Annotated in this window: 23 protein-coding genes and 1 tRNA gene; 10 read left to right on the top strand and 14 right to left on the bottom strand. The window is 68.1% G+C overall.

The features are described 5' to 3' along the window. Positions 1 to 88: 88 nt before the first annotated feature. Both AAFO60_RS21005 and AAFO60_RS13210 read right to left on the bottom strand, forming a co-directional pair. Positions 89 to 745, bottom strand: coding sequence for a DUF3558 family protein (locus AAFO60_RS21005; protein ID WP_432211714.1), 657 nt, complete (start codon positions 743 to 745; stop codon positions 89 to 91). Beyond that, positions 720 to 1,016, bottom strand: a complete 297-nt coding sequence (locus AAFO60_RS13210) for a hypothetical protein (protein WP_347956668.1) — start codon at positions 1,014 to 1,016, stop codon at positions 720 to 722. Before AAFO60_RS13210 ends, AAFO60_RS21005 begins: the two co-directional genes overlap by 26 nt. Positions 1,017 to 1,289: 273 nt before the next feature. On the opposite strand from AAFO60_RS13210, the gene AAFO60_RS13205 reads away from it, so the two are divergent. Further along, complete coding sequence (locus AAFO60_RS13205) at positions 1,290 to 1,787, top strand: SRPBCC family protein (RefSeq protein ID WP_347956667.1); 498 nt, start codon at positions 1,290 to 1,292, stop codon at positions 1,785 to 1,787. 179 nt (positions 1,788 to 1,966) lie between these two features. Here the strand turns inward: AAFO60_RS13205 and AAFO60_RS13200 are convergent, their stop codons facing one another. Together AAFO60_RS13200 and AAFO60_RS13195 are read right to left on the bottom strand one after the other, a co-directional pair. Then, positions 1,967 to 3,109: a cystathionine gamma-synthase gene (locus AAFO60_RS13200; protein WP_347956666.1), complete on the bottom strand. Its 1,143-nt coding sequence runs from the start codon at positions 3,107 to 3,109 to the stop codon at positions 1,967 to 1,969. After that, positions 3,109 to 4,524 carry a cystathionine beta-synthase gene (locus AAFO60_RS13195; RefSeq protein ID WP_347956736.1) on the bottom strand — a complete coding sequence of 472 codons (1,416 nt, stop codon included), beginning with the start codon at positions 4,522 to 4,524 and terminating at the stop codon, positions 3,109 to 3,111. Before AAFO60_RS13195 ends, AAFO60_RS13200 begins: the two co-directional genes overlap by 1 nt. Before the next feature lie 99 nt (positions 4,525 to 4,623). Here AAFO60_RS13195 and AAFO60_RS13190 point away from each other — a divergent pair, with 99 nt between their 5' ends. Then, on the top strand, positions 4,624 to 5,844 hold the full coding sequence (locus AAFO60_RS13190; RefSeq protein WP_347956665.1) for an acetyl-CoA C-acetyltransferase: 1,221 nt from the start codon (positions 4,624 to 4,626) through the stop codon (positions 5,842 to 5,844). Here the strand turns inward: AAFO60_RS13190 and AAFO60_RS13185 are convergent. The 5 genes from AAFO60_RS13185 to AAFO60_RS13165 form a co-directional block, all read right to left on the bottom strand. Next, positions 5,766 to 7,370, bottom strand: a complete 1,605-nt coding sequence (locus AAFO60_RS13185; RefSeq protein ID WP_424325953.1) for an MDR family MFS transporter — start codon at positions 7,368 to 7,370, stop codon at positions 5,766 to 5,768. The genes AAFO60_RS13190 and AAFO60_RS13185 overlap by 79 nt on opposite strands. Positions 7,371 to 7,514: 144 nt before the next feature. Next, entirely contained in the window at positions 7,515 to 7,970 is a 456-nt protein-coding gene (locus AAFO60_RS13180; protein ID WP_347956664.1) for a hypothetical protein, read from the bottom strand. 164 nt (positions 7,971 to 8,134) lie between these two features. Beyond that, the gene (locus tag AAFO60_RS13175; RefSeq protein ID WP_347956663.1) at positions 8,135 to 8,998 is read right to left on the bottom strand and encodes a Bax inhibitor-1/YccA family protein; all 864 of its coding nucleotides are present in this window, start codon (positions 8,996 to 8,998) and stop codon (positions 8,135 to 8,137) included. Between the two features lie 107 nt (positions 8,999 to 9,105). Beyond that, positions 9,106 to 9,729, bottom strand: coding sequence for a TetR/AcrR family transcriptional regulator (locus tag AAFO60_RS13170; protein ID WP_347956662.1), 624 nt, complete (start codon positions 9,727 to 9,729; stop codon positions 9,106 to 9,108). A 9-nt stretch (positions 9,730 to 9,738) separates the two neighbouring features. After that, the gene (locus AAFO60_RS13165) at positions 9,739 to 11,952 is read right to left on the bottom strand and encodes an MMPL family transporter (RefSeq protein WP_347956661.1); all 2,214 of its coding nucleotides are present in this window, start codon (positions 11,950 to 11,952) and stop codon (positions 9,739 to 9,741) included. A gap of 127 nt (positions 11,953 to 12,079) precedes the next feature. On the opposite strand from AAFO60_RS13165, the gene AAFO60_RS13160 reads away from it, so the two are divergent. Both AAFO60_RS13160 and AAFO60_RS13155 read left to right on the top strand, forming a co-directional pair. Beyond that, positions 12,080 to 13,198 carry a phosphotransferase family protein gene (locus AAFO60_RS13160; protein WP_347956660.1) on the top strand — a complete coding sequence of 373 codons (1,119 nt, stop codon included), beginning with the start codon at positions 12,080 to 12,082 and terminating at the stop codon, positions 13,196 to 13,198. Beyond that, on the top strand, positions 13,198 to 14,322 hold the full coding sequence (locus AAFO60_RS13155) for a hypothetical protein (protein ID WP_347956659.1): 1,125 nt from the start codon (positions 13,198 to 13,200) through the stop codon (positions 14,320 to 14,322). Before AAFO60_RS13160 ends, AAFO60_RS13155 begins: the two co-directional genes overlap by 1 nt. A 345-nt stretch (positions 14,323 to 14,667) precedes the next feature. Here AAFO60_RS13155 and AAFO60_RS13150 read toward each other — a convergent pair whose 3' ends face one another. The 3 genes from AAFO60_RS13150 to AAFO60_RS13140 all read right to left on the bottom strand — a co-directional run bounded on the left by AAFO60_RS13150 (position 14,668) and on the right by AAFO60_RS13140 (position 17,028). Continuing rightward, positions 14,668 to 15,375: a DsbA family oxidoreductase gene (locus tag AAFO60_RS13150; protein ID WP_347956658.1), complete on the bottom strand. Its 708-nt coding sequence runs from the start codon at positions 15,373 to 15,375 to the stop codon at positions 14,668 to 14,670. 130 nt (positions 15,376 to 15,505) lie between these two features. Next, positions 15,506 to 16,360: a 3-hydroxyacyl-CoA dehydrogenase gene (locus tag AAFO60_RS13145; RefSeq protein WP_347956657.1), complete on the bottom strand. Its 855-nt coding sequence runs from the start codon at positions 16,358 to 16,360 to the stop codon at positions 15,506 to 15,508. 2 nt (positions 16,361 to 16,362) lie between these two features. After that, positions 16,363 to 17,028, bottom strand: coding sequence for a TetR/AcrR family transcriptional regulator (locus tag AAFO60_RS13140; protein WP_347956656.1), 666 nt, complete (start codon positions 17,026 to 17,028; stop codon positions 16,363 to 16,365). A 126-nt stretch (positions 17,029 to 17,154) separates the two neighbouring features. Between AAFO60_RS13140 and AAFO60_RS13135 the strand changes: the two genes are divergently transcribed. Both AAFO60_RS13135 and AAFO60_RS13130 read left to right on the top strand, forming a co-directional pair. Beyond that, positions 17,155 to 17,228, top strand: a tRNA-Leu gene (locus AAFO60_RS13135). Between the two features lie 171 nt (positions 17,229 to 17,399). Next, positions 17,400 to 17,801 carry a hypothetical protein gene (locus tag AAFO60_RS13130; RefSeq protein ID WP_347956655.1) on the top strand — a complete coding sequence of 134 codons (402 nt, stop codon included), beginning with the start codon at positions 17,400 to 17,402 and terminating at the stop codon, positions 17,799 to 17,801. A gap of 11 nt (positions 17,802 to 17,812) precedes the next feature. On the opposite strand, the gene AAFO60_RS13125 is transcribed toward AAFO60_RS13130, so the two are convergent. Next, positions 17,813 to 19,102 (bottom strand): competence/damage-inducible protein A, encoded by a 1,290-nt coding sequence (locus AAFO60_RS13125; RefSeq protein ID WP_347956654.1) that lies wholly within the window; start codon positions 19,100 to 19,102, stop codon positions 17,813 to 17,815. A 148-nt stretch (positions 19,103 to 19,250) separates the two neighbouring features. Here AAFO60_RS13125 and AAFO60_RS13120 point away from each other — a divergent pair, with 148 nt between their 5' ends. Further along, positions 19,251 to 19,781 (top strand): DinB family protein, encoded by a 531-nt coding sequence (locus tag AAFO60_RS13120; protein ID WP_347956653.1) that lies wholly within the window; start codon positions 19,251 to 19,253, stop codon positions 19,779 to 19,781. Positions 19,782 to 19,848: 67 nt separating this feature from the next. Beyond that, complete coding sequence (locus tag AAFO60_RS13115; RefSeq protein WP_347956652.1) at positions 19,849 to 20,718, top strand: patatin-like phospholipase family protein; 870 nt, start codon at positions 19,849 to 19,851, stop codon at positions 20,716 to 20,718. Between the two features lie 39 nt (positions 20,719 to 20,757). On the opposite strand, the gene AAFO60_RS13110 is transcribed toward AAFO60_RS13115, so the two are convergent. Then, positions 20,758 to 21,441, bottom strand: a complete 684-nt coding sequence (locus AAFO60_RS13110; protein WP_347956651.1) for a helix-turn-helix transcriptional regulator — start codon at positions 21,439 to 21,441, stop codon at positions 20,758 to 20,760. 95 nt (positions 21,442 to 21,536) lie between these two features. Here AAFO60_RS13110 and AAFO60_RS13105 point away from each other — a divergent pair, with 95 nt between their 5' ends. Beyond that, a complete protein-coding gene (locus AAFO60_RS13105; RefSeq protein ID WP_347956650.1) occupies positions 21,537 to 22,010 on the top strand; it encodes a DUF2231 domain-containing protein in 474 nt (157 codons plus the stop codon). Between the two features lie 73 nt (positions 22,011 to 22,083). Beyond that, positions 22,084 to 23,784 carry a fumarate hydratase gene (locus AAFO60_RS13100; protein WP_347956649.1) on the top strand — a complete coding sequence of 567 codons (1,701 nt, stop codon included), beginning with the start codon at positions 22,084 to 22,086 and terminating at the stop codon, positions 23,782 to 23,784. Positions 23,785 to 23,860 lie beyond the last annotated feature (76 nt).

The raw sequence follows: 23,860 nt of genomic DNA, 5'->3' as shown, positions 1-23,860 counted from the left end.
ACACCCAATCTGTCGGCTGCACACCAGAATGTCCGCACACCAGAGTGTGTGAGCGCCGCGACCTGCGACTATGCGCCCAATTCTGTTCTCAAAGAGGCATTTTCGAGATCGTGGCGCGAGTGAACGCAATGGCCCGATCACAGATCTCGGACGGTGGTGGCGGAGTCGGGCCAATGTACATGACCAACGTGTGGACACCAGCGGCCCCCGACTGGACGTACGTATCACAATCGGAGAGAGTCGCGGTGCGATGGATACCAACGGTACGTCCATCGAGCACTGCATCCTGCAGCCAGATGTCGTCCGCCAACGAGTACCTTTGCTTATCGGCGGCGAGACTAGGTGAGTTCGCGACGAACTGGGAAACGGACCAACCCCGGTCGTTGTTCCTCACCATGAACTTCCACCGACAGCCACGAAGAGTCTGACCATCAGTCCCCGCGGCGTCTCGGGTGCTCCGTGCATCGACTCCGTTGTCATACAGTTCACCGTCCGTCAGCGCGGTACACGGCTCGTAAGGAGTGCCATCGTTCGCCCGATTCCACCGGCGCTGATGATCAGTCTCGAAGGGCAACTTTTTGCCAGCATCGTCCACCTGCCGAACTCCGCTTCTTGTGACCGGTCCTCCGACTTCCGGCTGAACCTTCGCAGCACAGGCAACTACCCCCGACAGAATCAGTGCCAAGATGAGAAACGGCTTCAGGCATCGCCCTATCTCCCTAATTCCCAAAGGTCGCAGTCGCATCTGCCACCTCAAGTGCATTCACCGCCTCAAACGCAACGCGCGCGAGCCCGTCCGCCGTAACGGATGCCCCACCGAGCGATTGAACTCCCCTACCGACCGTGTCCCTCAGCAGAACATACAGCGCTCCGCCCTCCTCACATCCGCGGCCGAAGTAGTTGGCGCGAACTACCGAACCTAACTCCTCTGCAAGAAGGTCCAACTCCTCCGCACACTCTTGCGCGACCTCGGCTCGCTTGAGCCATTCGTCGCGGACGTAGACGAGATCGGTCACTGCGACCTCCGGAATGCGGGCGATGGGATCTGCGCTGGAGCGTCCTGCGCCATTCCATGACGGAGACCGTCACCCCCCATAGAGACGGTCTCCGTCACAGAATCCCCCCATCCGCAGGCAAGTCTCGTGATCACCTGCCTACTGAATTAGACGCACCAAACCGCCGATCGGTTCCACTTCTTGCGAAAATTCTTCAAGGACAGGAGTTTTCGCAGGTCACGGGAGACCGGACATCGCGCACGGGCGGGTTGCGCCGGACTACACTGCGTACCCATGGCTTACGACCTCGAACCGTTCGACGAGTCCTACTTCGGCGCCGCACCGATGACCTACGTCATCGACGTCAACATCCCGGTGGCCCCGGAGCGGGCATGGGCGGAGTTCACCCGCCAGAACACCCTCGACTGGTGCCGCGCCCTCAACTCGGTCCGCTACACCTCGGCGGAGCCGTACGGAATCGGGACCACCCGGTCGGTGGCTCTGGCACCGGGCTTCGTCAAGATGGACGAACTGTTCTTCGTCTGGGACGAGAACGCAGAGACCCGCACGTTCAAGCACGCGTTCCACGGTGTCCGGGCGAGCATTCCCGGCCTGAAGAAGTTCGGCGAGTACACCGAGGTGTCCCCCGCCGAGCACGGATCACGCCTCGTCTGGAAGTTCGCGATGGAACTCGGCGGCGTCGGGCTGCCGTCATTCCTGTCCGGCCCCATCGCCGACACGGCCTTCGGCACAGTCGAAGCCGACACGATCAAACACTTCGCGTCGCTCTGAGCCCGACACGCCCGGCATGCACTGAAATGGAACCGTGCAGGGCATCGGTGCGTCCTAGCTCGTGTGGGGAATCAACGACCGACCGCGGTGCCGGCTACGAAGCACCTGGCCGCCGATGAAAGAGCTGGTGCGCTCGTGCGGCTATGCAAGCCACACGAGCGCACCAGCTTCACGGGAGATCAGGCGAGGGCCTGGCGCACATCCTCCACGAGGTCAGCGGCGTCCTCGATGCCCACCGACAGCCGCACCAGATTGTCCGGGACCTCGAGCAGCGAGCCCGCCGTGGAGGCATGGGTCATCGCGCCCGGGTGCTCGATCAGCGACTCGATGCCGCCGAGCGATTCGGCGAGGGTGAAGATCTTGGTGCGCGAGCAGAAGTCGAGCGCAGCCTCGCGGCCGCCCGCCAACTGCACCGAGATCATGCCGCCGAAGCGGCGCATCTGCTTGGCCGCGACGTCGTGACCGGGATGATCGGCCAGACCGGGGTACAGCACCTTCTCGATCTTCGGATGCGACGCGAAGAATTCGACGAGCGCCTCGGCGTTGTCGCAGTGACGCTCCATGCGAACCGCGAGGGTCTTGATGCCGCGCATGGTCAGGTAGGCGTCGAAGGGCCCGGGAACGGCGCCCGCACCGTTCTGGAGGAAGGCGATGTCGGCGTCGAGCTTCTCGTCGTTGGTGACGATGGCTCCGCCGACGACGTCGGAGTGTCCGCCGAGGTACTTGGTGGTCGAGTGCACGACGACGTCGGCGCCCAGGGTCAGCGGCTGCTGCAGGTAGGGGCTGGCGAAGGTGTTGTCGACGACGAGCTTGGCGCCGGCCTTGTGCGCGACCTCCGCGGTGGCGGCGATGTCGCCGACGTTGAGCAGCGGGTTGGTCGGGGTCTCGACCCACACCAGCTTGGTCTGCGGGGTGATCGCCGCGGCGATGGCGTCGACGTCGACGACCGGCGCGACCGAGTAGGTGATGCCCCACTCGGAGAACACCTTGTCGATCAGTCGGAAGGTGCCACCGTAGGCGTCGTTCGGGATCACCAGGTGATCACCGGGACGCAGGGTGGCGCGCAGGAGCGCGTCGGTGGCGGCCATGCCCGAGGAGAACCCGCGGCCGAACTGTCCGGCTTCGATGGCGGCGATGTTCGCCTCCAACACCCGGCGGGTGGGATTGCCGGTGCGCGCGTATTCGAAGCCGTCGCGCATGTTGCCGACCCCGTCCTGCGCGAAGGTCGAACTCGCGTAGATCGGCACGTTGACCGCACCGGTCCGACCGTCGGGATCCCAGCCCGCATGAATCGCCTTGGTCGAAAATCCCTGTTCAGACACTACTTCTCCTCCTGCTGACGGACGGCGATGGGATGGGTGCTCGCGAACGCGAGCAGATCGTGCCGGGTGATGACACCGATCGGCTTGCCGTCCTCGACCACCATCAACGCATCGGAGGTGCTCAAAGCTTCCATCGCCGACGACACCGGCTCGCCGGCGCCGATCAGCGGCAGCGCCTCGCTCATGTGGGCCGACACCGGGTCGGCCAAGTTGGCCCGACCCTCGAAGACCGCGCTGAGCAGGTCCCGCTCGGAGACGGCGCCGGCCACTTCGCCTGCGGTGATGGGCGGCTCGGCGCCGACCACCGGCATCTGCGAGACACCGAACTCTCGCAGGATCTCGATCGCGTCGCGCAAGGTCTCCTGCGGATGGGTGTGCACCAGATCGGGCAGCGCGCCGCCCTTGCCGCGCAGGACGTCGCCGACCACCGACTCGGTGCGCTGGACGCCGTCGAGCGGGGTGCGCAGGAAGCCGTAGCTGCTCATCCAGTCGTCGTTGAAGATCTTCGACATGTAGCCGCGACCGCCGTCCGGCAGCAGCACGACGACGACGGCGTCGGGCCCCTCGCGTTCGGCCACCCGCAGCGCGGCGACGACGGCCATGCCGCACGAGCCGCCGACCAGGAGGCCCTCTTCGCGGGCCAGTCGGCGGGTCATCTCGAACGAGTCGGCGTCGGAGACGGCGATGATCTCGTCGGGGACGGTCGGATCGTAGGCGCCCGGCCAGAAGTCCTCACCGACGCCCTCCACCAGGTAGGGGCGGCCGGATCCACCCGAGTACACCGAGCCTTCGGGGTCGACGCCGACCACCTTGACGCGACCGTCGGAGACCTCCTTGAGGTAGCGACCGGTGCCGGTGATGGTACCGCCGGTGCCGACGCCTGCGACGAAGTGGGTCACCTTGCCGTCGGTGTCGCGCCAGATCTCCGGGCCGGTCGTCTCGTAGTGGCTGAGCGGACCGTTCTGGTTCTCGTATTGGTTGGGCTTCCAGCCGCCGGGCAGGTCGCGGGCGAGTCGGTCGGAGACGTTGTAGTAGCTGTCGGGATGCTCCGGCGGCACCGCGGTCGGGCACACCACGACTTCGGCGCCGTATGCGCGCAACACGTTCCGCTTGTCCTCGGCCACCTTGTCGGGGCACACGAAGACGCACTTGTAGCCGCGCTGCTGCGCCACCAGCGCCAGTCCGACGCCGGTGTTGCCCGAGGTCGGTTCGACGATGGTGCCGCCGGGCTTCAGCTCTCCGGAGGCTTCGGCGGCGTCGATCATCCGGGTGGCGATGCGGTCTTTGGAACTGCCGCCGGGGTTCATGTACTCGACCTTGGCCGCCACCAGGCCGGAGCCTGCCTTCACGACCTTGTTGAGCTTGACGAGCGGGGTGTTTCCGACCAGGTCTACGACGTGATTGGCGATGCGCATGGCTCCCATGTTCCCACCTGCGAGGTTTTGCCGCCCGGTCGGGCGGTAATCGGGCCGTCCCCCCAGGCGATGTCGGGGGCCTAGCGTAACGTGGCGCACATGTCTGAAGCTGTTATCGTCTCCACCGCACGCTCCCCCATCGGCCGCGCCGGGAAGGGCTCACTCAAGGACGTCCGTCCGGACGAGTTGGCCCGCCAGATGGTCGCCGCGGCCCTGGCCAAGGTCCCCGAGCTCAATGCCGCCGACATCGAGGACATCCACCTCGGCATCGGCCAGCCCGGCGGGCAGGGCGCCTACAACATCGCCCGCGTCGTCGCCGTCGAACTCGGTCTCGACCATGTTCCGGGTGTCACCGTCAACCGCTACTGCTCGTCGTCGCTGCAGACCACTCGCATGGCGATGCACGCCATCAAGGCCGGCGAGGGCGACGTCTTCATCTCCGGCGGCGTCGAGAGCGTCTCGAGCTTCGGTGTCTCCGGCGGCGCCGACGGCCAGCCGAACTCCAAGAACCCGCTGTTCGACGACGCCCAGGCACGGACCGCGAAGACCGCGGAGGGCGGCGCCGGCCAGTGGCACGACCCCCGCGAAGACGGCCTGATCCCCGACGTCTACATCCCGATGGGCCAGACCGCCGAGAACGTCGCGACCATGACCGGCATCTCGCGTGAGGACCAGGACCGCTGGGGCGTCCTGAGCCAGAACCGCGCGGAGAAGGCGATCAACGAGGGCTTCTTCGCCCGCGAGATCACCCCGATCACGCTGGCCGACGGCACCCAGGTCACCACCGACGACGGCCCCCGCGCGGGCACCACCTACGAGAAGATCAGCCAGCTGAAGCCGGTCTTCCGTCCCGACGGCACCATCACCGCCGGTAACGCCTGCCCGCTCAACGACGGTGCCGCGGCGCTGGTCGTCATGAGCGACACCAAGGCCAAGGCGCTGGGCCTCAAGCCGCTGGCGCGCATCGTCGCGACCGCGGCCACCGGCCTGAGCCCGGAGATCATGGGTCTGGGCCCGATCGAGGCGATCCGCAAGGTCCTGCGCGTGGCGGGCATGTCGATCTCCGACATCGATCTGTTCGAGATCAACGAGGCCTTCGCCGTGCAGGTGCTCGGCTCGGCCGCAGAGCTGAACATCGATCACGACAAGCTGAACGTCTCCGGCGGCGCGATCGCCCTGGGTCACCCGTTCGGCATGACCGGTGCCCGCATCACCACCACCCTGCTCAACAACCTGAACACCTACGACGGCCAGTTCGGCATCGAGAGCATGTGCGTGGGCGGCGGCCAGGGCATGGCGATGATCCTCGAGCGCCTCTGACCTTCCGCTGATCCGACTTCGCACCCCTTCCGTTCTTCGCACCTGGTCGCGACCGAGTGCGCAGAACGAAAGGGGTGCGATTTCGTCTTTCCGTCAGTCCGAGGGGCGCGGACCAGAAACGACAGCGCGATCAGCACCAGGCTCAGGCAGCCGGCGATGTAGAACACCATGCGGACCCCGCTCGTGATCGCCTCGGGCGCCGCCGTCCCGGAGTCGGTCTCGGCGGCGGCCACCACGGTCATCACCGTGATGAACAGTGCGGTGCCGGCCGCCCCGGCCACCTGCTGGACGGTGCCGAGCACCGCGGACCCGTGCGAGTACAGGCGCGGTTCGAGCGAACCCAGACTCAACGTCATCAGCGGCGTGAACGTGGCCGCCAGGCCGAGGCACAGGATCGCGTTGGATGCCAACAGCAACCAGGCCGACGTCGTCGGGGTCACCGTCGTCAGCAGCCACACGCCCGCGGCGATGGCGACGGTGCCGGGGATCACCAGCAGACGAGGTCCGCGCAGATCGTAGATGCGCCCGATCAGCGGCGCCGACAGTCCCATCAGCAGACCGCCAGGCAGGGTGAGCAGACCCGTCGTGAACGGGCTCAGTTCGAGGACCTTCTGCGCGAAGTACGGGACCACGATGAACGTCCCCATCATGGTGGCCATCGCGGCCACCACGAGCACGATCGACAGCGTGAACGCCCCGGAGGCGAAGACGCGCAGGTCGAGCAGTGCGCGGTCGGTGCGCTGCAGTTGCAACTGCCGTCCGACGAAGCCGGCGAGGCCGGCCGCGCCGACGACGAACGGAATCCAGACGGGCATCGCGGCGGTCCCGTCGGCGGCCTGACCGACGCCCACGAGGCCGTAGACGAAACCGCCGAAGCCGAAGACCGCCAGCGGGATCGAGGCGTAGTCGATCGGCTCGGACGTCCGGTCGCCGACCGGCCGGACCGTCATCGCGCCGATCACCAGGGCGACGGCGGCGATCGGGAGCACGAAACCGAAGACCCACCGCCAGTGCCAGTGGTCGAGGATGAAGCCCGAAACCGTCGGTCCCAGTGCCGGCGCCACCGCGATGACGACGGAGATGTTGCCCATCATCACGCCGCGTCGATCCTCGGGGACCAAGGTCATCACGGTCGTCATCAGCAGCGGCAGCATGATGGCGGTGCCGAGGGCCTGAATCACGCGGGCCACCAGCAGCACGGCGAATCCCGGCGCGAGGATCGCCACCACGGTGCCGATCGCGAACAGGGTCATCGCCGCCAGGAACATCGTCCGGGTCCCGAATCGCTGGATCAGGAAGCCCGTCAACGGGATCACGACCGCCATCGTGAGCATGAAGATGGTGGTGAGCCATTGTCCTGCGCTGGGGGCGACGCCGAGGTCGTCTTGCAGTACGGGGATCGCCACGGTCATCACGGTCTCGTTGAGAATGACGACGAAGGTGGCGACGATCAGCGTCGCGATGAGGGCGACACTGCTCCGGGCCATCCGCCCGCCGGGTGTCGGGGCGATGGTGTCGGTGGTCATCTGTGCCTAACGGTCAGGTCGTGCCGATCTGGCAGAACCGGTCCAGCAAATCGCACGATCGCCGGGTCGCGCAACTGAATTTCGGTGCCGTGCCGCCCTTTCGGATGGATTCGGGGCGGCGCGCTCAGATCAGTGAAGGTCAGATCACCGCACGGCGACGGTCGCGAATCCCGGTGTGATGACGCCACTTGCGGTCACCATGACCACCACCTGCCCCGGCCCGGTCCGCAGCCGCGCCTGCGCGGGGCGGCCGCCGAGTCCGCCCGACATCCGCGCCGCGCCGGTGGCCCCGGTGGCGAGGTTGAGCCACGACACGTGGGCGCCGGGCAGGCATCCCCAGCCGTCGGCGAGCGTTCCGGTGACGGTGACCCCGCCGCGCAGGGAACTCGCGGTACCGCAGTGGATGGGCGGCACGTCGAAGCTGCCGTTGGGATTGCCGAACGAGGCCGGTTGGATATGGAACGGCCGGACCGTCGCCGCCGCCGCGACGCCGGGTCCGGTGAGAACGGTTGCGGCGGCCGCGCACGCTGTCGCGGCCAGCGTCGTGATCGTCTGCAGCCGCCGGCGTCTGCGCCGGTCGTTCGGTCGCGGTTGCGTCATCGCCGACCTCCCCAGTCGTCGTTCAATGCTCGCACAGTCTCCGGTGCGCCGGGCCGCTCGCGGAGGATCCCGGCGGTCCCGGGAACGCACGACGCCCGGTCGCGCAACCGCCGTGTGGCGGTGCGGACCGGGCGTCGTGGGAGCAGAAGCCGAGGACTCGGCGTCTAGTCGCTGTTGAGGTAGCTGAGCAGTCGCAGGATCTCGACGTACAGCCAGACCAGGGTGACCGTGAGACCGAGGGCGATGCCCCAGGCGGCCTTCGACGGGGCGCCGGCGCGGATGAGCTCGTCGGCCTGGTCGAAGTCGAGCAGGAACGAGAACGCGGCCAGCGCGATGCACACCAGCGAGAAGATGATGGCGATGGGGCCGCCGCTGCGAATGCCCATGTCGACGCCGAACAGTCCCAGAACCAGGTTGCCCAGCATCAGGACCAGGACGCCGACCATGCCGGCCATCAGCATGCGCGTGAAGCGCGGGGTGACGCGGATGGCGCCGACCTTGTAGACCACGAGCATGCCGAAGAACACGCCGAGCGTGCCGAGCACGGCCTGCCCGATCAGTGCACCGGCCGAGGTGCCGGAGACGACCCAGTTGCCGAAGACGTACGAGATCGAACCGACGAAGAGGCCCTCGAAGGCGGCGTAGGTCAAGACGATCGCGGGGTTGTCCTGCTTGCGGCCGAAGCTCGCGATCAGGACCAGGATCAGTCCGCCGATCGCACCGACCGCGAGCAGCGGCGTCGCCAGCGAGGCCTGCTGCGCGACCGCGTAGTACGCGGCAGCGGCCACCACGACGAGGACGCCGAGGGTCATCGCGGTCTTGGTGACGACGTCGTCGATGGTCAGGGGCCGGGTGTCGGCCTGCGGCGCGTACCCCTGGGTGTACTGGTCGGTGTACTGCTGCTGGCCGGCCGCCATCGACGCCTGGCCTGCGCCGGCGAGTCCCTGACCGAAGGAGGCGTATCCGCCGGCTTCCTTCTTGTTGTCACGGACCACGCCACGCATGATCGGGTTACTGCTCTCTCGCACTGGTGCTCCTTTGGAAAGATGTATGCATCAGTTGACTGGCTGATTCACCTGTTCAACGATCATCGTGCTCATTCGGTTCCGAGTTTACCCATTCTCGACAAAGTGGCTCACTGGAGTCCGAGGCCGTCGCACACGGCGCGCAGGGTCGATTCGGCCAGAGCGAATCCGTCGCCCCACGGCAGTCCGGGCTTGGCGATCATCAACGACGCCACCCCGTGCGCGGCCGCCCACAGTTGAAGCACGGTCTGCACGGTGTCGCCGCGCGGCACCAGCCCGGCGTCCATCAGTGCCTCGACGGTGTCGGTGAAGTGGACGAACGCCGACGACAGCAGGACCTGGTCGGTGAGCGTCGGCTCGCCCGGCGGCGTCACGCGGGCGAAGGTGATCCGATACATGACCGCGCTGTCGATCGCGAAGCGGACGTAGGCCATGCCTTGGGCGAGCGCCCGGTCGCGCACGTCGTCGATGCCGTCGGCGGCACGGGTCATGACCTCATCGAACTGCTCGAAGAACCGTGCGCACACGGCGTCGAGCAATGCCTCCTTGTCTTCGAAGTGCAGGTAGATCGACGGCGACGTGACCCCCACCCGGCTCGCGACCGCCCGGATCGACACCTTCTCCTCGGTCCCCGCCTCGATCAGCAGGTCGGTGGTCGCGTCGATGATCTCGTCGGCGAGCCGGTCACCTGAGCCGCGCGGCGAGCGCGGCCGCGGCGAGGTCTGGTGGTTCATGACCGCTGATCACTCCTCCTTGAATCCGATCCGCTCGTGCAGTCGGCGCAGCGGCGCCGGTGCCCACCAGTTTCCCACTCCCATCAGCCGCATGAACGCCGGGACCAGAAGCATGCGGATGAAGGTGGCGTCCATGAGCACCGCGATCGCCAGTCCGACGCCGAACATCCGCATGAACGACACCTCGGAGGCGGCGATCCCGGCGAAGACGATGCTCATCAGCAGTGCGGCGGCGGTCACCACGCGGCCGGTGCGGGCCAGTCCGACGGCGACCGCATGGTCGTTCGCGGCCCGGGTCCGGTCGGATCGGAGCCATTCCTCCCGGATCCGGCCCAGCAGGAAGACCTCGTAGTCCATCGAGAGCCCGAAGGCGATGCAGAACATCAGCACGGGCATCGTCGCGACGAGGTACCCGGTCGAGGTGGTGCCGAGCCCGCCGAGGTGGCCGTCCTGGAAGATCCAGACCATCGCGCCGAACGTCGCCGACAACGACAGCACGTTCATGACCAGTGCCTTCAAGGGGAGGACGACGCTGCCGGTGAACAGGAACAGCAGCGCGTAGGTCAGGATCGCGATCACCCCGAGCACCCACGGAAGGTAGGAGTACAGCGAGTCGACGACGTCGTGGTTCAGTGCTGCCAGTCCGGTGAAGCTCACGGTGGTTCCGGCCGGGGCGGGCACCGCGCGCAAGGCTTCGACCTGCCCTCGCCCGGCGTCGCCGAGCGGTTCGACGGTGCTCGAGACGGTCAGCACCGCCAGGTCACCCGACCGGGCGGCGGGATCGCCGGGAGCCACCGCCAGACCGTCGGCGAAGACTCCGGCCGCCGAGGTGACCGCGCCGACGCCGTCGACCTTCGACAGCGCGGCCGAGTATCGGCCCAGCTCCGCGTCGGATACGGGTCCGGCCAGGACCGCGGTGGCCGAGCCGCCGGAGTCCTGCGCGAACTGATCGCGGACCTCCTGCTGCACCGAGTTCGCGGTCGCGGTCGCCGGGAGCACGCGGTCGTCGGGGAAGCCGAACTTGATGCCGAGGAACGGGGCGCCGAGCAGCAGCAGGACGGCGGGGACGATGATCGCGACCGGTGCGGCGCGCCGCAGGACGGCCATCGAGACGCGGTACCAGCCGGTGGCCTCGATCGGTTTCGCCTCGGGCTCGCCCCGCCCGCGGCGACGCCGGATCCACGCACGGACGTCGAGGGCGTCGACTCGGTCGCCGAGGACGATGAGCAGGGCGGGCGTGATGATCAGGGCGGCGGCCACCGCGACGACGACCACGCCGACGCCCGCGTAGGCGAACGAGCGCAGGAAGTACATGGGGAAGATCGCCAGGGCGGCCAGCGACAGGCCCACGGTGATGCCGGAGAAGAAGACGGTGCGGCCGGCGGTGTCCATGGTGCGCAGGACCGCCGCCCGTCGATCGAGGCCGCGATCCACCTCTTCCCGGTAGCGCGTCACGATCAGCAGGGTGTAGTCGATGGCCAGCGCCAACCCCATCGCGGTGGTGAGGTTGAGGGCGAAGATCGAGACGTCGGTCAAGCCGGCGATCAACCGGAGCATGGCCAGCGTGCCCGCGATGGCCGCGAGCCCGATCGCGATCGGCAGCGACGCCGCGACCAGCCCGCCGAAGACGACGATCAGCAGCAGGAAGCTGATCGGGATGGCGATGGCCTCGGCCACCGCGAGGTCCTTCGACGTCTGCGTGTTGATCTGGCTGAACATCAGCGCCTGACCGCCGACCTTGACGTCGAATCCGTCGACGCGGCCGGACAACTGCTCGGCGAGGGCGGCGGCGTGACACGGGGCGTCCTCGTCGCCGCCGGACAGCCCGGCGAGGATCTGGGTGGAGCCCTTGTCGCGGCTGAGGAGTTCGCCGGCGAGGCCGGGGTTCGCCCAGATGTCGAGGATCGGCCGCTGCACGAAGCCGGTGGCTTCGAGGTCGGCGACGATCCGCCTGCCGACCGCCTCGGCCGCGGGGCTGGTGGACATGTCGGTGCCGCGCGGACCGTCGATCTTGACCACGAGGGAGGCGCCGCCGCGGTCGAAGTTCTGGTCGAGGATCGCGCGGGCGTGGGAGGACTCGGCGTTCGGGTCCTCGAACCCGCCGGCGAGCATCTTGTCGGCGGCACCGAGTCCGTACAGGCCGCACAGCGCGAGCAGGACGACGGCGAGCCCGAGAACGAGCCGGGGTGCGGCGGCGACGAGGTGCGTCAAACGGGTGAGCATGCGGGTTCTCCCAGATCGGCGATCACTTATCACCGTTAAGTTATCAGCGCTATCCGAGTGGCGAAAAGCCGTGCCGATCCACTGAGATCCGATCAGGGAATGCGACCGAACGTGTTTCACTTCACTCATGGCGGCAATCGATGACGAAGACGGAGCTCAGCTGGCCCGGCCGAGCGACTCGCGGCGCGACCCCGAGCAGTTGCGTCTGCGACTCGACGCCTGGCTGAAGCATCAGCAGGGCCCGAACGCGAAGGTCACCGAGGTGACCGTCCCCGAATCGAACGGGATGTCGAGCGAGACCCTGCTGGCGTCAGCGGCGTGGGACGGCCGCGACCACGCCCTGGTCGTGCGGGTGGCACCCCAGCCCGACAGCGATCCGGTGTTCCCCCACTACGATCTCGACGGTCAGTACCGATTGATCGAGCACGTCCGCGCCCACACCGACGTCCCGCTGCCGACGCTGTGGTGGTCGGAGACCGGATCCGACGCCCTCGGCGCCCCGTTCTTCGTGATGGATCGCGTGGACGGCCGCGTCCCCCCGGATGTGATGCCCTACAACTTCGGCTCCTGGGTCAGCGAGGCGACCGACGCCCAACGCGACTCGATGATGCGCGAATCGGTCCGGGTCCTGGCCCGGATCCATGCCGTTCCGGTGCCCGGGAGCGGCGTCGCCGCGCCGGCCGAGGGCGAGACCGCGCTGGCCGCGCATGTACGTCGCCTGCGCGAGTTCTACCGGTGGGCGTGCGCCGATCGCGCGGGATCACCGTTGATCGAGCGAGCCTTCGACTGGGTCGACGCGAATCTGCCCGACGCTTCGGAGACGGTCTTGACCTGGGGCGACGCCCGCATCGGCAACATCATCTACCGCGACTTCGCTCCGGTGGCGGTGCTCGACTGGGAGATGGCGGCGGCCGGCCCGCGCGAGTTGGATGTGGCGTGGATGATCTTTCTGCACCGGTTCTTCCAGGACCTCGCCGAGCTGGCCGGGATGGAAGGGCTGCCCGGCTTCCTGCGCCGCGAGGATGTCGTCGCCGAGTACCGGCGGCAGACCGGGTACCAGCCCGCCGACCTCGACTTCTACACCGCATACGCCGCGCTCATCCACGCGGTGATCATGTTCCGGATCCAGTGCCGGGCGATCCACTTCGGGCAGGCGGCGCAGCCCGCCGATCCCGACGAGATGATCCTGCATCGCGCGACGCTGGAGGCGATGCTCGACGGTACGTACTGGGGACAGGTGAAGTGATGCTCTCGAAGATGGACGACTACCCGATCCACCAGGTCGCCGAGGTCATTCGGCACGTCGGCACCTCGGACCGGAACTTCTACGACCGCTACTACTTCAACTGCCATCACGGCAGTCCGGACGATCCGTGGCTGATCGTCGGACTCGGCGTCTACCCCAATCTCGGTGTCACCGACTGCTTCGCCGTCGTGCGTCACCGGGACGAGCACATCGTGGTCCGCGGCTCGCGCGCGCTCGACGCCGATCGCAGCGACCTGCGCGTGGGCCCCTTCCTGGTCGAGGTGATCGACGGCCTGCAGACGTTGCACGTGAAACTCTCGCCTGGTCACGGCGACCTCGCGTTCGACCTCGTCTTCGACGCCGACGGCCCCGCCGTGCTGGAACCGCGCCACTTCCAGCGGCAGGTGGAGCGGGTCACGTTCGACACCATGCGCTTCGTGCAGACCGGCCGCTGGTCCGGATCGTTGACCGTCGACGGCGCGCACTTCGACGTCGAACCCGACACGTGGCGCGGTAACCGCGATCGCTCGTGGGGTGTGCGGCCGGTCGGCGAGGCGGAGCCGCCCGGTCGGCGTGCGGCCGAGACCGAGGCGACGTCGTTCTTCTGGATCTACTCGGTGATGCGATTCGCCGACTATGCGGTGGTCGTCATCGTCCAGGAGCTGCGCACGGGCGAGCGGATCATGGGCGACGCCCGGCGGGTCTGGAACGATCCGGCGCGCGAGCCCGAATGGCTGGGGCGGGTCGAGCACGACGTGCGGTTCGTCTCGGGCGGCCGCGAACCGGCGTCGGCGACGCTGCGTTTCGTCAAGCCGAACGGCGACGAGGTCGTCGTGGAATGCCGGCCGTCACTCGCCAACTACATCGGCTTCGGCACCGGCTACGGCCTGGAACAGGATTGGCGCCACGGCATGTGGCAGGGCGCGGAGAAGGTGGAGTCGTTGCGGCACAAGGTGTCCGAGCTCGACGCCACGATGAGGCTGTTCTGCCCGGTCGATCACCTCGCCGATTTCGAGCTCACCGAGAACGGCCGCACCGACGCCGGCCAGGGCCTGTTCGAGTTCGCCGTCATCGGCCCGCACGATCAGTACGGCTTCGCCGACTACACCGACGTGGCGCCGTGAGCCGATCCCTCAGGCTGATCGCCCCAGGCACCGCCCTCAGGCTGATCGACCCACGCACCACCCCAGGCTGATCGACCCACATACCGCCCCAGGCACCACCCAGGCCCACTGACCCACGCACCACCCCAGGCACCACCCAAGCCCACTGACCCACGCACCACCCAGGCTCACTGACCCACGCACCGACCCCAGGCTGATCGAGTACGACGCTGCGAGCGCAGCGAGCAACGTCGGTATCGAGATCCCCCGACCGTGAACGCATCCGCTCCGCCGACGACGGCACTCCGCGTTCTACCCGCGTGACGTTCTACCCGCGTCCCGCCGACGTCGGCCGCCGAGTCGTCCTCAGCGCGGCGGCACCTCGCAGCCGTCGGGGCCGCAAGCGTCGCCGTCGGCGAGCATCGTCGGCTGCGGGCGATCGTCCCAGGCCTGAGTCAACGCCTGCGCGAACAACTCCGGCGGCTGCGCACCCGAGACGGCGTACTTGCGGTCGAAGACGTAGAACGGGACGCCGTTGACCCCGAACTCCTGCGCCTGCTTCTCGTCGGCCCGGACGTCGGCGGCGTACCGCTGCGGGTCGTCGAGGACCTCGCGCACGCCGGTCTCGTCGAAACCTGCGCCGACGGCGACCTTCACCAGGCGTTCGGTGTCGCCGAAGAAGGGTTCGGTCTCGGCGAAGTTCGCCAGGTAGAGGGCGTCGAGCATCTCCTCCTGGCGCCCGAGATCCTTGGCCCAGTGCAGGAGTCGGTGCATGTCGAACGAGTTGCCGTAGTCGCGGCCGCTGGTGATGTAGTCCAGACCGACCGCATTGGCTGCCGCGCCGAGCTGACGCTCGCCGTCGACCACCTGCTCGACGGTGCGACCGTACTTCTTGGTCAGCTTGTCCACCACGTCACCGGACTCCCCCGCCGGGAAATCGGGGTCGAGTTCGAAGGACCGGTGCACCACCTGCACCTGATCTGCGTGCGCGAAGTCGGCCAGCGCGTCGTTGAACCGCTTCTTTCCGAGATAGCAGAACGGGCAGTTGACGTCGGTCCAGATCTCGACCTGCATGAGTGCGCCTCCAAACGCCGATGGGGATTCTCCGGGTGCAACGCGATCGGCGGCGACGATGTTCCCGCCCGCCCGGGTGCGGCGAACCCCCGCGGCACCCGGGGCGCCGGCGAGTGTTCGCCGGCCCGGGTCAGCTGTACTTGTAGAAGCCTTCGCCGGAGGCGATGCCGAGTTTGCCCTGGTCGATGTAGTTCTTCTTGAGCCAGGCGGCGAGCTTCTGCGCGTCCGCGTCGCCGCCCGCCATGATGTTGTAGGGCGTGTTCATTCCGATGATGTCGTAGAACTGGAACGGTCCCAGCGGCGAGCCGGTGGCGATGCGCCAGGTCTTGTCGACGTCCTCGGGTGCGGCGTACTCGCCCGCTGCGAGTTCCAGTGCCGCGCCCAGGAACGGCACCAGCAGCGAGTTCAGGACGTAGCCCGCCTTCTCCTTGTGGATCGGGATCGGCACCATGCCCATCTGCTGCGCGTACTGGACCACGGTGTCGAAGACGGCCGGCGAGGTGAGCGTCGTGCCCATGATCTCGGCGGTGTTCGCCCGCCAGATCTGGTTGGCGAAGTGCATGGCGAGGAATCGGTCGGGGCGACCGGTCGCGTCGACGATATCGCTGGGCAACAGCGTCGACGAGTTGGTGGCGAAGATCGTCTTCTGCGGCGCGACCGCGCCGAGCTTGCGGTACGTGGTGCGCTTGAGCTCCAGGATCTCCGGCACGGCTTCGATCACGAGGTCGGCGTCGTCGACGGCCTGCGCCAGGTCTGCCGAATACGACAGGTTGGCCAAGGCCGCGGCGGTCGCCGCCTCGTCGGCGCCGGGAACCTCCGCCAGGTAGGTCTTGGCCAGCCCGGCGAACCGTTCTTCGGCTCGCGCGAGCGCGGCGTCGTCGACGTCGTAGGCGGTCACGCGGAATCCGGCGTAGGCGCTTTGGAATGCGATCTGCGACCCCAGCACTCCCGTGCCAAGGACCACTACCTTCTTGATGTCGGACATGGTCAGTTCCTCTCATCACTTTCGGCGAGGAACCCGGTGACGATCTGCCGGAGTTGCCGGCGCAGGTCGTCGTCGGGCTCGGTGTCCGCGCCGCGGTCGGGCGCGGTGGTCGGAGGTGTCGCGGCGATGCGCGCGACGTCGAGGTGCACGGCGGCGAACACCGATCGCGCTGCGAGATCGGCGGCGTCCGGTGCGACGGCGGCCCCCTGGCGAAGGGCTTCGGCCCGCAGGATGTCGGCGAGTGCCCGTTCGGTCTGTCGGACCAGGTCCATCCCCTCGGCGCGGTACTGCTCCGCCTGCGGCCCGAACACCAGCTCACGCTGGTAGGCGGCCGCGTCCTCGGGTCGGACCCGCGCGTTGCGGAGGATCGGCGAGACGACGGCCAGCAGCGCGTCGATCACATCGCCCGCCTTCGCCGCCTCGCGTCGCCCGTCCTCCAGCGACACACGGAACTGCTCGTTGAACACCATCAACAGCAGTTCCACCTTCGAGGACGCGTAGCGGAACAGAGTGCCCGCGGCGACGTCGGCGCGCTCAGAGATCTCCCTCGTCGTCACGGCCTCGTAGCCGCGTTCGGCGAACAGTTCGGCGGCGGCGGCGAAGATGCGATCCCGTTTGGCCTGCATGTTGCGATCGCGGCGGCCGGAGGTCACCGTGTCGATGCTCATCACATCACCCCTTACTGAGCTTGATCATTTCTGAGTCTACTCATTTTCCCCGACGACGGGAAGGGCTCGACGACCGACCGCCCCGGCCGACGTGGAGCCGCGGCGGTCCTGTCATGCTTGTCGTGCGCCCCCATAGCCCAACTGGCAGAGGCATCGGACTTAAAATCCGCAGAGTGTCGGTTCGAATCCGACTGGGGGCACTGGTCAGAGTGTTTTTTAGATCATCCGGAAGTCCCGCGCGACGTCACTGCCCCGCGTGCGCGGGAAGCAGTTTTCCCACCGCCGCAACGATGCCTGCCCGACGCGATCAGGCCCCTGGCGGTAGGAGCAATCCACAGCAGCCGCTGCCACCGGCACCCTATGGTCGACCCATGACCCGACGCCTGATCATCGCCACGATCGTCATCCTGCTCGTGGCCGTCACCGCGGCGGTACCCCGAGCCGACGCGACACCGCCGCCGTATCCGAAGCTGCCGTCGTCGATCACCCTGCAGGTTCCCGGCTTCGCGTGGGGTTACGGCGGCGCGACCCTGGTGCCGGTGCGCGTCTCGTACGGCCACGGACAGATCTACCCGCAGCCCCTCGGCTACGGGTTCCGCTTCCAGTGGCGCAATCTCACCACCGGCGCGGCCGGCACCGTCTACGACCATCCGCTGCGCCGTCGCACCGTCCGCACCGGCGCCGGCCAGGTCGTCGTCACCGGCGGCTACTACCCGCGGCCCCGGATCTACGTCACCGTGCCCTCCACCGGCACGTTCTACGTGAACCCATAGGGCTCTGCCGGTCAGCGGGCGGCGTCTGCCTCCGGCGTCCGCAGGGCGGCGAGCACCAGATGCAACGCCGACGCCGTCGCCAGGCGTCGGACGGTCTCGCGGTCGCCGGGGAACCGGCGGGTGACGGTCACGGTCTCGCGGCCGGCGACGGCGACACCGAAACAGACCGTGCCGACAGGTTTTCCGGGGCGCGCGCCGCCGGGGCCGGCGATGCCGGTGGTCGAGACGGCGACGTCGGACCCCAGGACGCGCCGCGTGCCGTCGGCCATGGCGGCGGCCACCTCCTCGCTGACCGCACCCAACTTCTCGATCAGTTCGGGCGGCACGCCGAGCACCCCGGACTTCACCTCGTTGGCGTACGACACGACGCCGCCGAGCACGTACGCCGACGAACCGGGACGGTCGGTGAGGCGGCCCGCGACGAGTCCGCCGGTGCACGATTCGGCGGTGCCGATGGTCCGACCGTCGAGCAGTGCGGCGATCAGATCGTCGACGGTGGAGCCGTCGGTCGAGTACACACGGTCGCCGTGCCGCGCGAGCACCAGCTCCGACAGGGCCCGGTAAGCGGGGTCGGCCGCCACCCGATAGCGCGTCACGATCTCCAGCTCGCCGCCCCGCATGCAGGTGGTGATCTCCAGATCGGCATAGCCCGCGACTGCCTTCTCCGCCTCGCGCAGTGTGACGGCGAGGTCGGCCTCCGACAGTCCGTACGCGAGGATCATCTCCTGGCGGTACTCGCCGCGACCGGCGATCGCGGCGGCCACCGCGGGCGTCGCCAGCGCGGTCGGCCACATCTCGTGGACCTCGTGGGGCGGGCCGGGCAGCACCAGCACCGCGGGCAGTCCGTCGGTCGCGGGCACCGCGACACCGGGCGCGGTGCCGGTCGGCGCGATGGCCTCCGCGCCGGCGGGAATCAGTGCCTGCTTGTCGATCGCCGCGACCACCGACGCAGGCAGCCCGTCGTCGTACTTGCCCCAGCCTCGGATCACCGCCTCGATACGAGCGCGGATCGCCGGATCAGTGCGCATCGTCCGCGCGGTGAACTCGGCGACCACCGCGACGGTGAGATCGTCGGCGGTCGGCCCGAGGCCACCGGTGGTGACGATCAGGTCCAGGCCCTGATCGGCCATGAAGCGCAGTTGGGCGAGGAGATCGACGGGTCGGTCGCCGCACACCGTGAGGTGGGCGACGTCGACGCCCAGCTCGAGCAGTCTGGCCGACACCCACGGTCCGTTGCGATCGGTGATGCGTCCGCCGAGGACTTCGGTTCCGGTGACGACGATTCCTGCGCGAGTGCTCACCTCGTCGAGGTTACGTCTCCACGGCGCAGACCGGCACCCTCGCCCGGGGAAGTCGATTACGGTGCCGGAAATACCTCCGACAGCATCGGATTCATGCATTCACCGCTCAGGGGTGCCCACCGTGACCGATGCGAATTACGCTGTACTCATGACCATCGAACCCGAGACCAAGGACTGGGCCTGGGTGATCAGCATGCACTGCGACGAGTGCGGGTTCGATCCGGCATCGGTGCGGCGCGACGAGATCCCCGATCGCATCGTGGCATCGGCAGACGGGTGGGCGCAGGTCCTGGCCCGACCCGATGTGGCGCAGCGCCCGAACGACCACACGTGGTCGCCGCTGGAGTACGCGTGCCACGTCCGGGACCTCAGCAGCGTGATGACCGAGCGCCTGGACTCGATGCTCGAAACGCAGCCCGTGTGCTTCCCCGACTGGGATCAGGATCGGGCCGCCGAGCAGGCCGACTACCAGTCGCAGAACCCCGCCGACATCGCTGAACAGATCACCGCCGCCACAGCGGGTTTCGCCGAACTGTATCGGCTGGTAGACGACGCGGCGTGGTCGCGCCACGGACTGCGCAGCGACGGCACCACGTTCACCGTCGAGACGCTGGCGCTGTACGCACTGCACGACCTCGAGCATCATCGCGGCGACGTCGGCCTGCCGCCACGCTCCTGACCGACTGCCGCGAGCCGGCCGCCGAAGGGTCTCCTCGCGTCCTATCTTGGGATCAGGAGGTGACGCGATGACGGTCGCATTCGTACTGTCCGGGGGCGCCAATCTGGGCGCCATGCAAGTCGGGATGCTCCGCGCGCTCGCCGAGCGCGACATCGCCCCCGATCTACTGGTGGGGACATCCGTCGGGGCGTTGAACGCCGCCTTCATCGCCGACCGGGGACTGAGCGCAGAGGTCGTCGACGACCTCGAGCGCATCTGGCACGGACTGCACACCTGGCAGTTGTTCCCGCCGAGCCCCCGCCGGCTGGTCACCGCCCTCATCGGTCGGGAACCGGCGCTGTTCGGCGATCACGGCCTCCGCTCCCTGGCCGACCGCAATCTGGGCTTCGACCGGCTGGAGGACGCCGGGATCCCGCTCACCGTGATCGCCACCGATCTGTTGACCGGCGACGAGGTCGACATCGACCACGGATCGGCCACCGACGCCATCCTGGCCAGCGCCGCGATTCCCGGCCTGCTGCCGCCGGTCGAGTGGGACGGTCGGCTGCTGGTGGACGGCGGCATCGCCGACAACACCGCCATCTCGCGCGCCATCGGATCGGATGCCGAGACGATCTACGTCCTGCCGTGCGGCTACCCGTGCGCGCTGACCGAACCGCCGACGAGCGTCGCCAGCACGCTGCTGCACACGATGACGCTGCTGGTGCACAAGCGGCTGATCCGCGACATCCGCGAGTACGACGGACCGGCCGAGCTGATCGTGCTGCCGCCGCCGTGTCCGCTGGATGTCGGGCCGATGGACTTCGCACGCAGCGAGGAACTCATCACGCGCGCGCATCGGGTGTCGCAGAAGTTCCTCGCCGTCGACGGCGGTCGGCGCCGCGCGCCGGCCGACGAGATCGCCATGCACCACCACCATCACCTGCACCGCCACTGAGCGGGTCGGCAGCAGGTCCGTCGGCGGCGGCCTCGCGGATCAGCGATCCCCGCGAGCGATCCGGACGCAGCAGTACCCCTCCTGCGGATGCAGACGCGCCCGGTCCGGCTCGCCGTCGAGCACGCCGGACAGCAGATCGAGGTTCATGCCGCACACCAAGCCGGTGTGCTCCTTCGCGAGAGTGTGGAACGGGCAGTTCACCAGCACGATGCCGTCGCCTTCGATCCGCGGTTCGTACCCGCACTCGGCCAGCGCGACCATCAGTTCGTCGTCGGTGGCATCGGGGGCCACGCCGATGTCGCGGCCGAGTTCGGCGGCGCTGCGCGCCAGGCACACCCGCGGCGACACGCCGGTCCGGTCGGACTCCTCCACCGCCTGCGCCAGCAGGCTGCCCGCGATGTCGTACGAACGCTCGGGGAGTTGAACCTCGAGCTCGCGCGCGGTCCGTCGATACAGCTTCGACGGGCGCCCGGCCCCCGGCCCCGACCGGCCGCTGCGCCGCGCGAACTCGATCTCGAGCAGCCCCGCGTCGGCCAGCTTCTCGAGGTGAAACGCGGCCGTCTGACGGGGGATGTCGAGGTCGGCGCTGACATCGTCGCGACTGACGGCGTCGCGCTTGGGACACACGTAGTCGTAGATCCGGCGGCGCGTGGGCTCATCGAGCGCACTGATCGCGGCGACGTCGGCGGCCGCGGGTCGTACCCTCCGGAAACGCGAAAACACGACGACCACCTCCAAGACAAACACGCAAATGCGACAATAGTGAGCGTACTCTCTGCTCTAATTACAATTCTAACTGCTTTTAGAGACGGATCGCCATGCCCGCCCTTCGCGACGAGGACCGACACCCTGCGGTCGACCCTCCATCGGCCTACAGCCGTCGCGCCCTGCCGATCCTGGTCCGCCTGCCGATCATCGCATGGGTGCTGAGCATCGCCTTCGACCTCCTCGCCCGAGTCGGCGACCCCGAGGTCTTCACGCGCGGCGCCCGCTGGCTCATCGGGATCGGCGTCCTCGGTGCCGTCGCCGCCGCCGTAGTCGGCTTCCGCGAACTGCTCGCGATCCCCGAACGCTCCCCGACCTTCCGAACCGCCGCATGGCACATGAGCCTGATGCTCCTGGTCACCATCGGTTTCGGCGTCGACTTCTGGTGGCGGATCCCCGCGTCGGCGCCGGTCGCCACCGGGTGGGGGCCGCTCGCGCTGAGTGCGGTCTGCCTCACCGTCATGATCGTGGCGGGAGGGATGGGAACCCGCGTCCGCCGAGGCCGCCGAGGTCGTCGCCCCGGTTGAACCGACGATCCCCTACCGTCCGGTACCCCGGCGGCGGGCGGGCGCCCTCAGCAGGAGAGTTACCATGCAAGTCGTGAGTGAATCAGCCTCAGCCCCCGAATTCCTCTACTCCGACCTGCTGCCGATCGGTGAAGACGACACCCCCTACCGCCTCATCACCACCGAAGGCGTCTCCACCGTCGAGGTCGACGGCCAGACGTTCCTGAAGGTGGCGCCGGAGGCCCTGCAGAAGCTGACCGCGGAGGCGATGCACGACATCAGCCACTACCTGCGGCCGGCTCATCTGGCGCAGCTCCGCAAGATCATCGACGACCCCGAGGCGTCGGGCAACGACCGCTTCGTGGCGCTCGACCTGCTCAAGAACGTCAACATCTCGGCAGGCGGCGTCCTGCCGATGTGCCAGGACACGGGCACCGCGATCGTGATGGGTAAGAAGTCCGAAGGCGTGCTGACCGGCGTCGAGGACGGCGAGTGGATCTCGCGCGGCGTGTACGACGCGTACACGAAGCTGAACCTGCGGTACTCGCAGAACGCGCCGATCACCATGTACAAGGAGCGCAACACCGGCACCAACCTGCCGGCGCAGATCGAGATCTACGCCACCGAGCAGGGGCCGAAGGGACCCGAGTACAAGTTCCTGTTCATGGCCAAGGGCGGCGGCAGCGCCAACAAGTCGTTCCTGTTCCAGGAGACCAAGGCCATCCTGAACCCGAAGCGCCTGCTGGAGTACCTGGACGAGAAGATCCGGTCGCTCGGCACCGCCGCCTGCCCGCCCTACCACCTCGCCGTGGTCGTCGGCGGCACGTCGGCCGAGTTCGCGCTCAAGACCGCCAAGTACGCCTCGGCGCACTACCTGGACTCGCTGCCCACCGAGGGCGACATGACCGGGCACGCCTTCCGCGACCCCGAGCTGGAGGAAGAGGTCTTCAAGCTCACCCAGTCGTTCGGCATCGGCGCGCAGTTCGGCGGCAAGTACTTCTGCCACGACGTGCGCGTGGTCCGACTCCCCCGCCACGGCGCCTCGCTGCCGGTCGCGATCGCCGTCTCCTGCTCGGCCGACCGCCAGGCGCTGGGCAAGATCACCGCCGACGGCGTCTTCCTCGAGCAGCTCGAGACCGATCCGGCGCAGTACATGCCCGACGCGGGCGTCGCCGAGGACATCGCCGGCGGCGAGGTCGTGGAGATCGACCTGAACCAGCCGATGGACGAGATCCTGGCCGAGCTGAGCAAGCATCCGGTCAAGACGCGGCTGTCGCTGACCGGTCCGCTGGTGGTCGCGCGCGACATCGCCCACGCCAAGATCAAGGAGCGCCTGGACGCCGGCGAGCCGATGCCGGAGTACCTGAAGAACCATCCGGTGTACTACGCCGGACCGGCCAAGACGCCCGAGGGCATGGCCTCGGGGTCGTTCGGTCCGACGACCGCCGGCCGCATGGACAGCTACGTCGAGCAGTTCCAGGCCGCTGGCGGCTCCATGGTGATGCTCGCCAAGGGAAACCGCTCCAAGCAGGTCACCAATGCCTGCGACACGCATGGCGGCTTCTACCTCGGCTCCATCGGCGGTCCGGCCGCACGTCTGGCGCTGGACTGCATCAAGAGCCAGGAAGTGATCGAGTACCCCGAACTCGGCATGGAAGCCGTGTGGAAGATCGAGGTGGAGAACTTCCCGGCGTTCATCGTCGTCGACGACAAGGGCAACGACTTCTTCACCGACCCGGGCGGCACGGTGAGCGTTCCGCTCAGCGGCATCCGCATCCGGTCGAAGGAACGCTAGTCGCGCAGGTCTCGATACGGTCGCTCACTCCGTTCACGGCCTACTCGACCAGCCTGGGACGCAGCCGCCCTCACCC

This window comes from Gordonia aichiensis (assembly GCF_039946255.1).
Lineage (GTDB): Bacteria > Actinomycetota > Actinomycetes > Mycobacteriales > Mycobacteriaceae > Gordonia > Gordonia aichiensis_A.
Note: the sequence above shows the minus strand (reverse complement) of the source record. Positions and strands in the feature narration are given on the sequence as shown.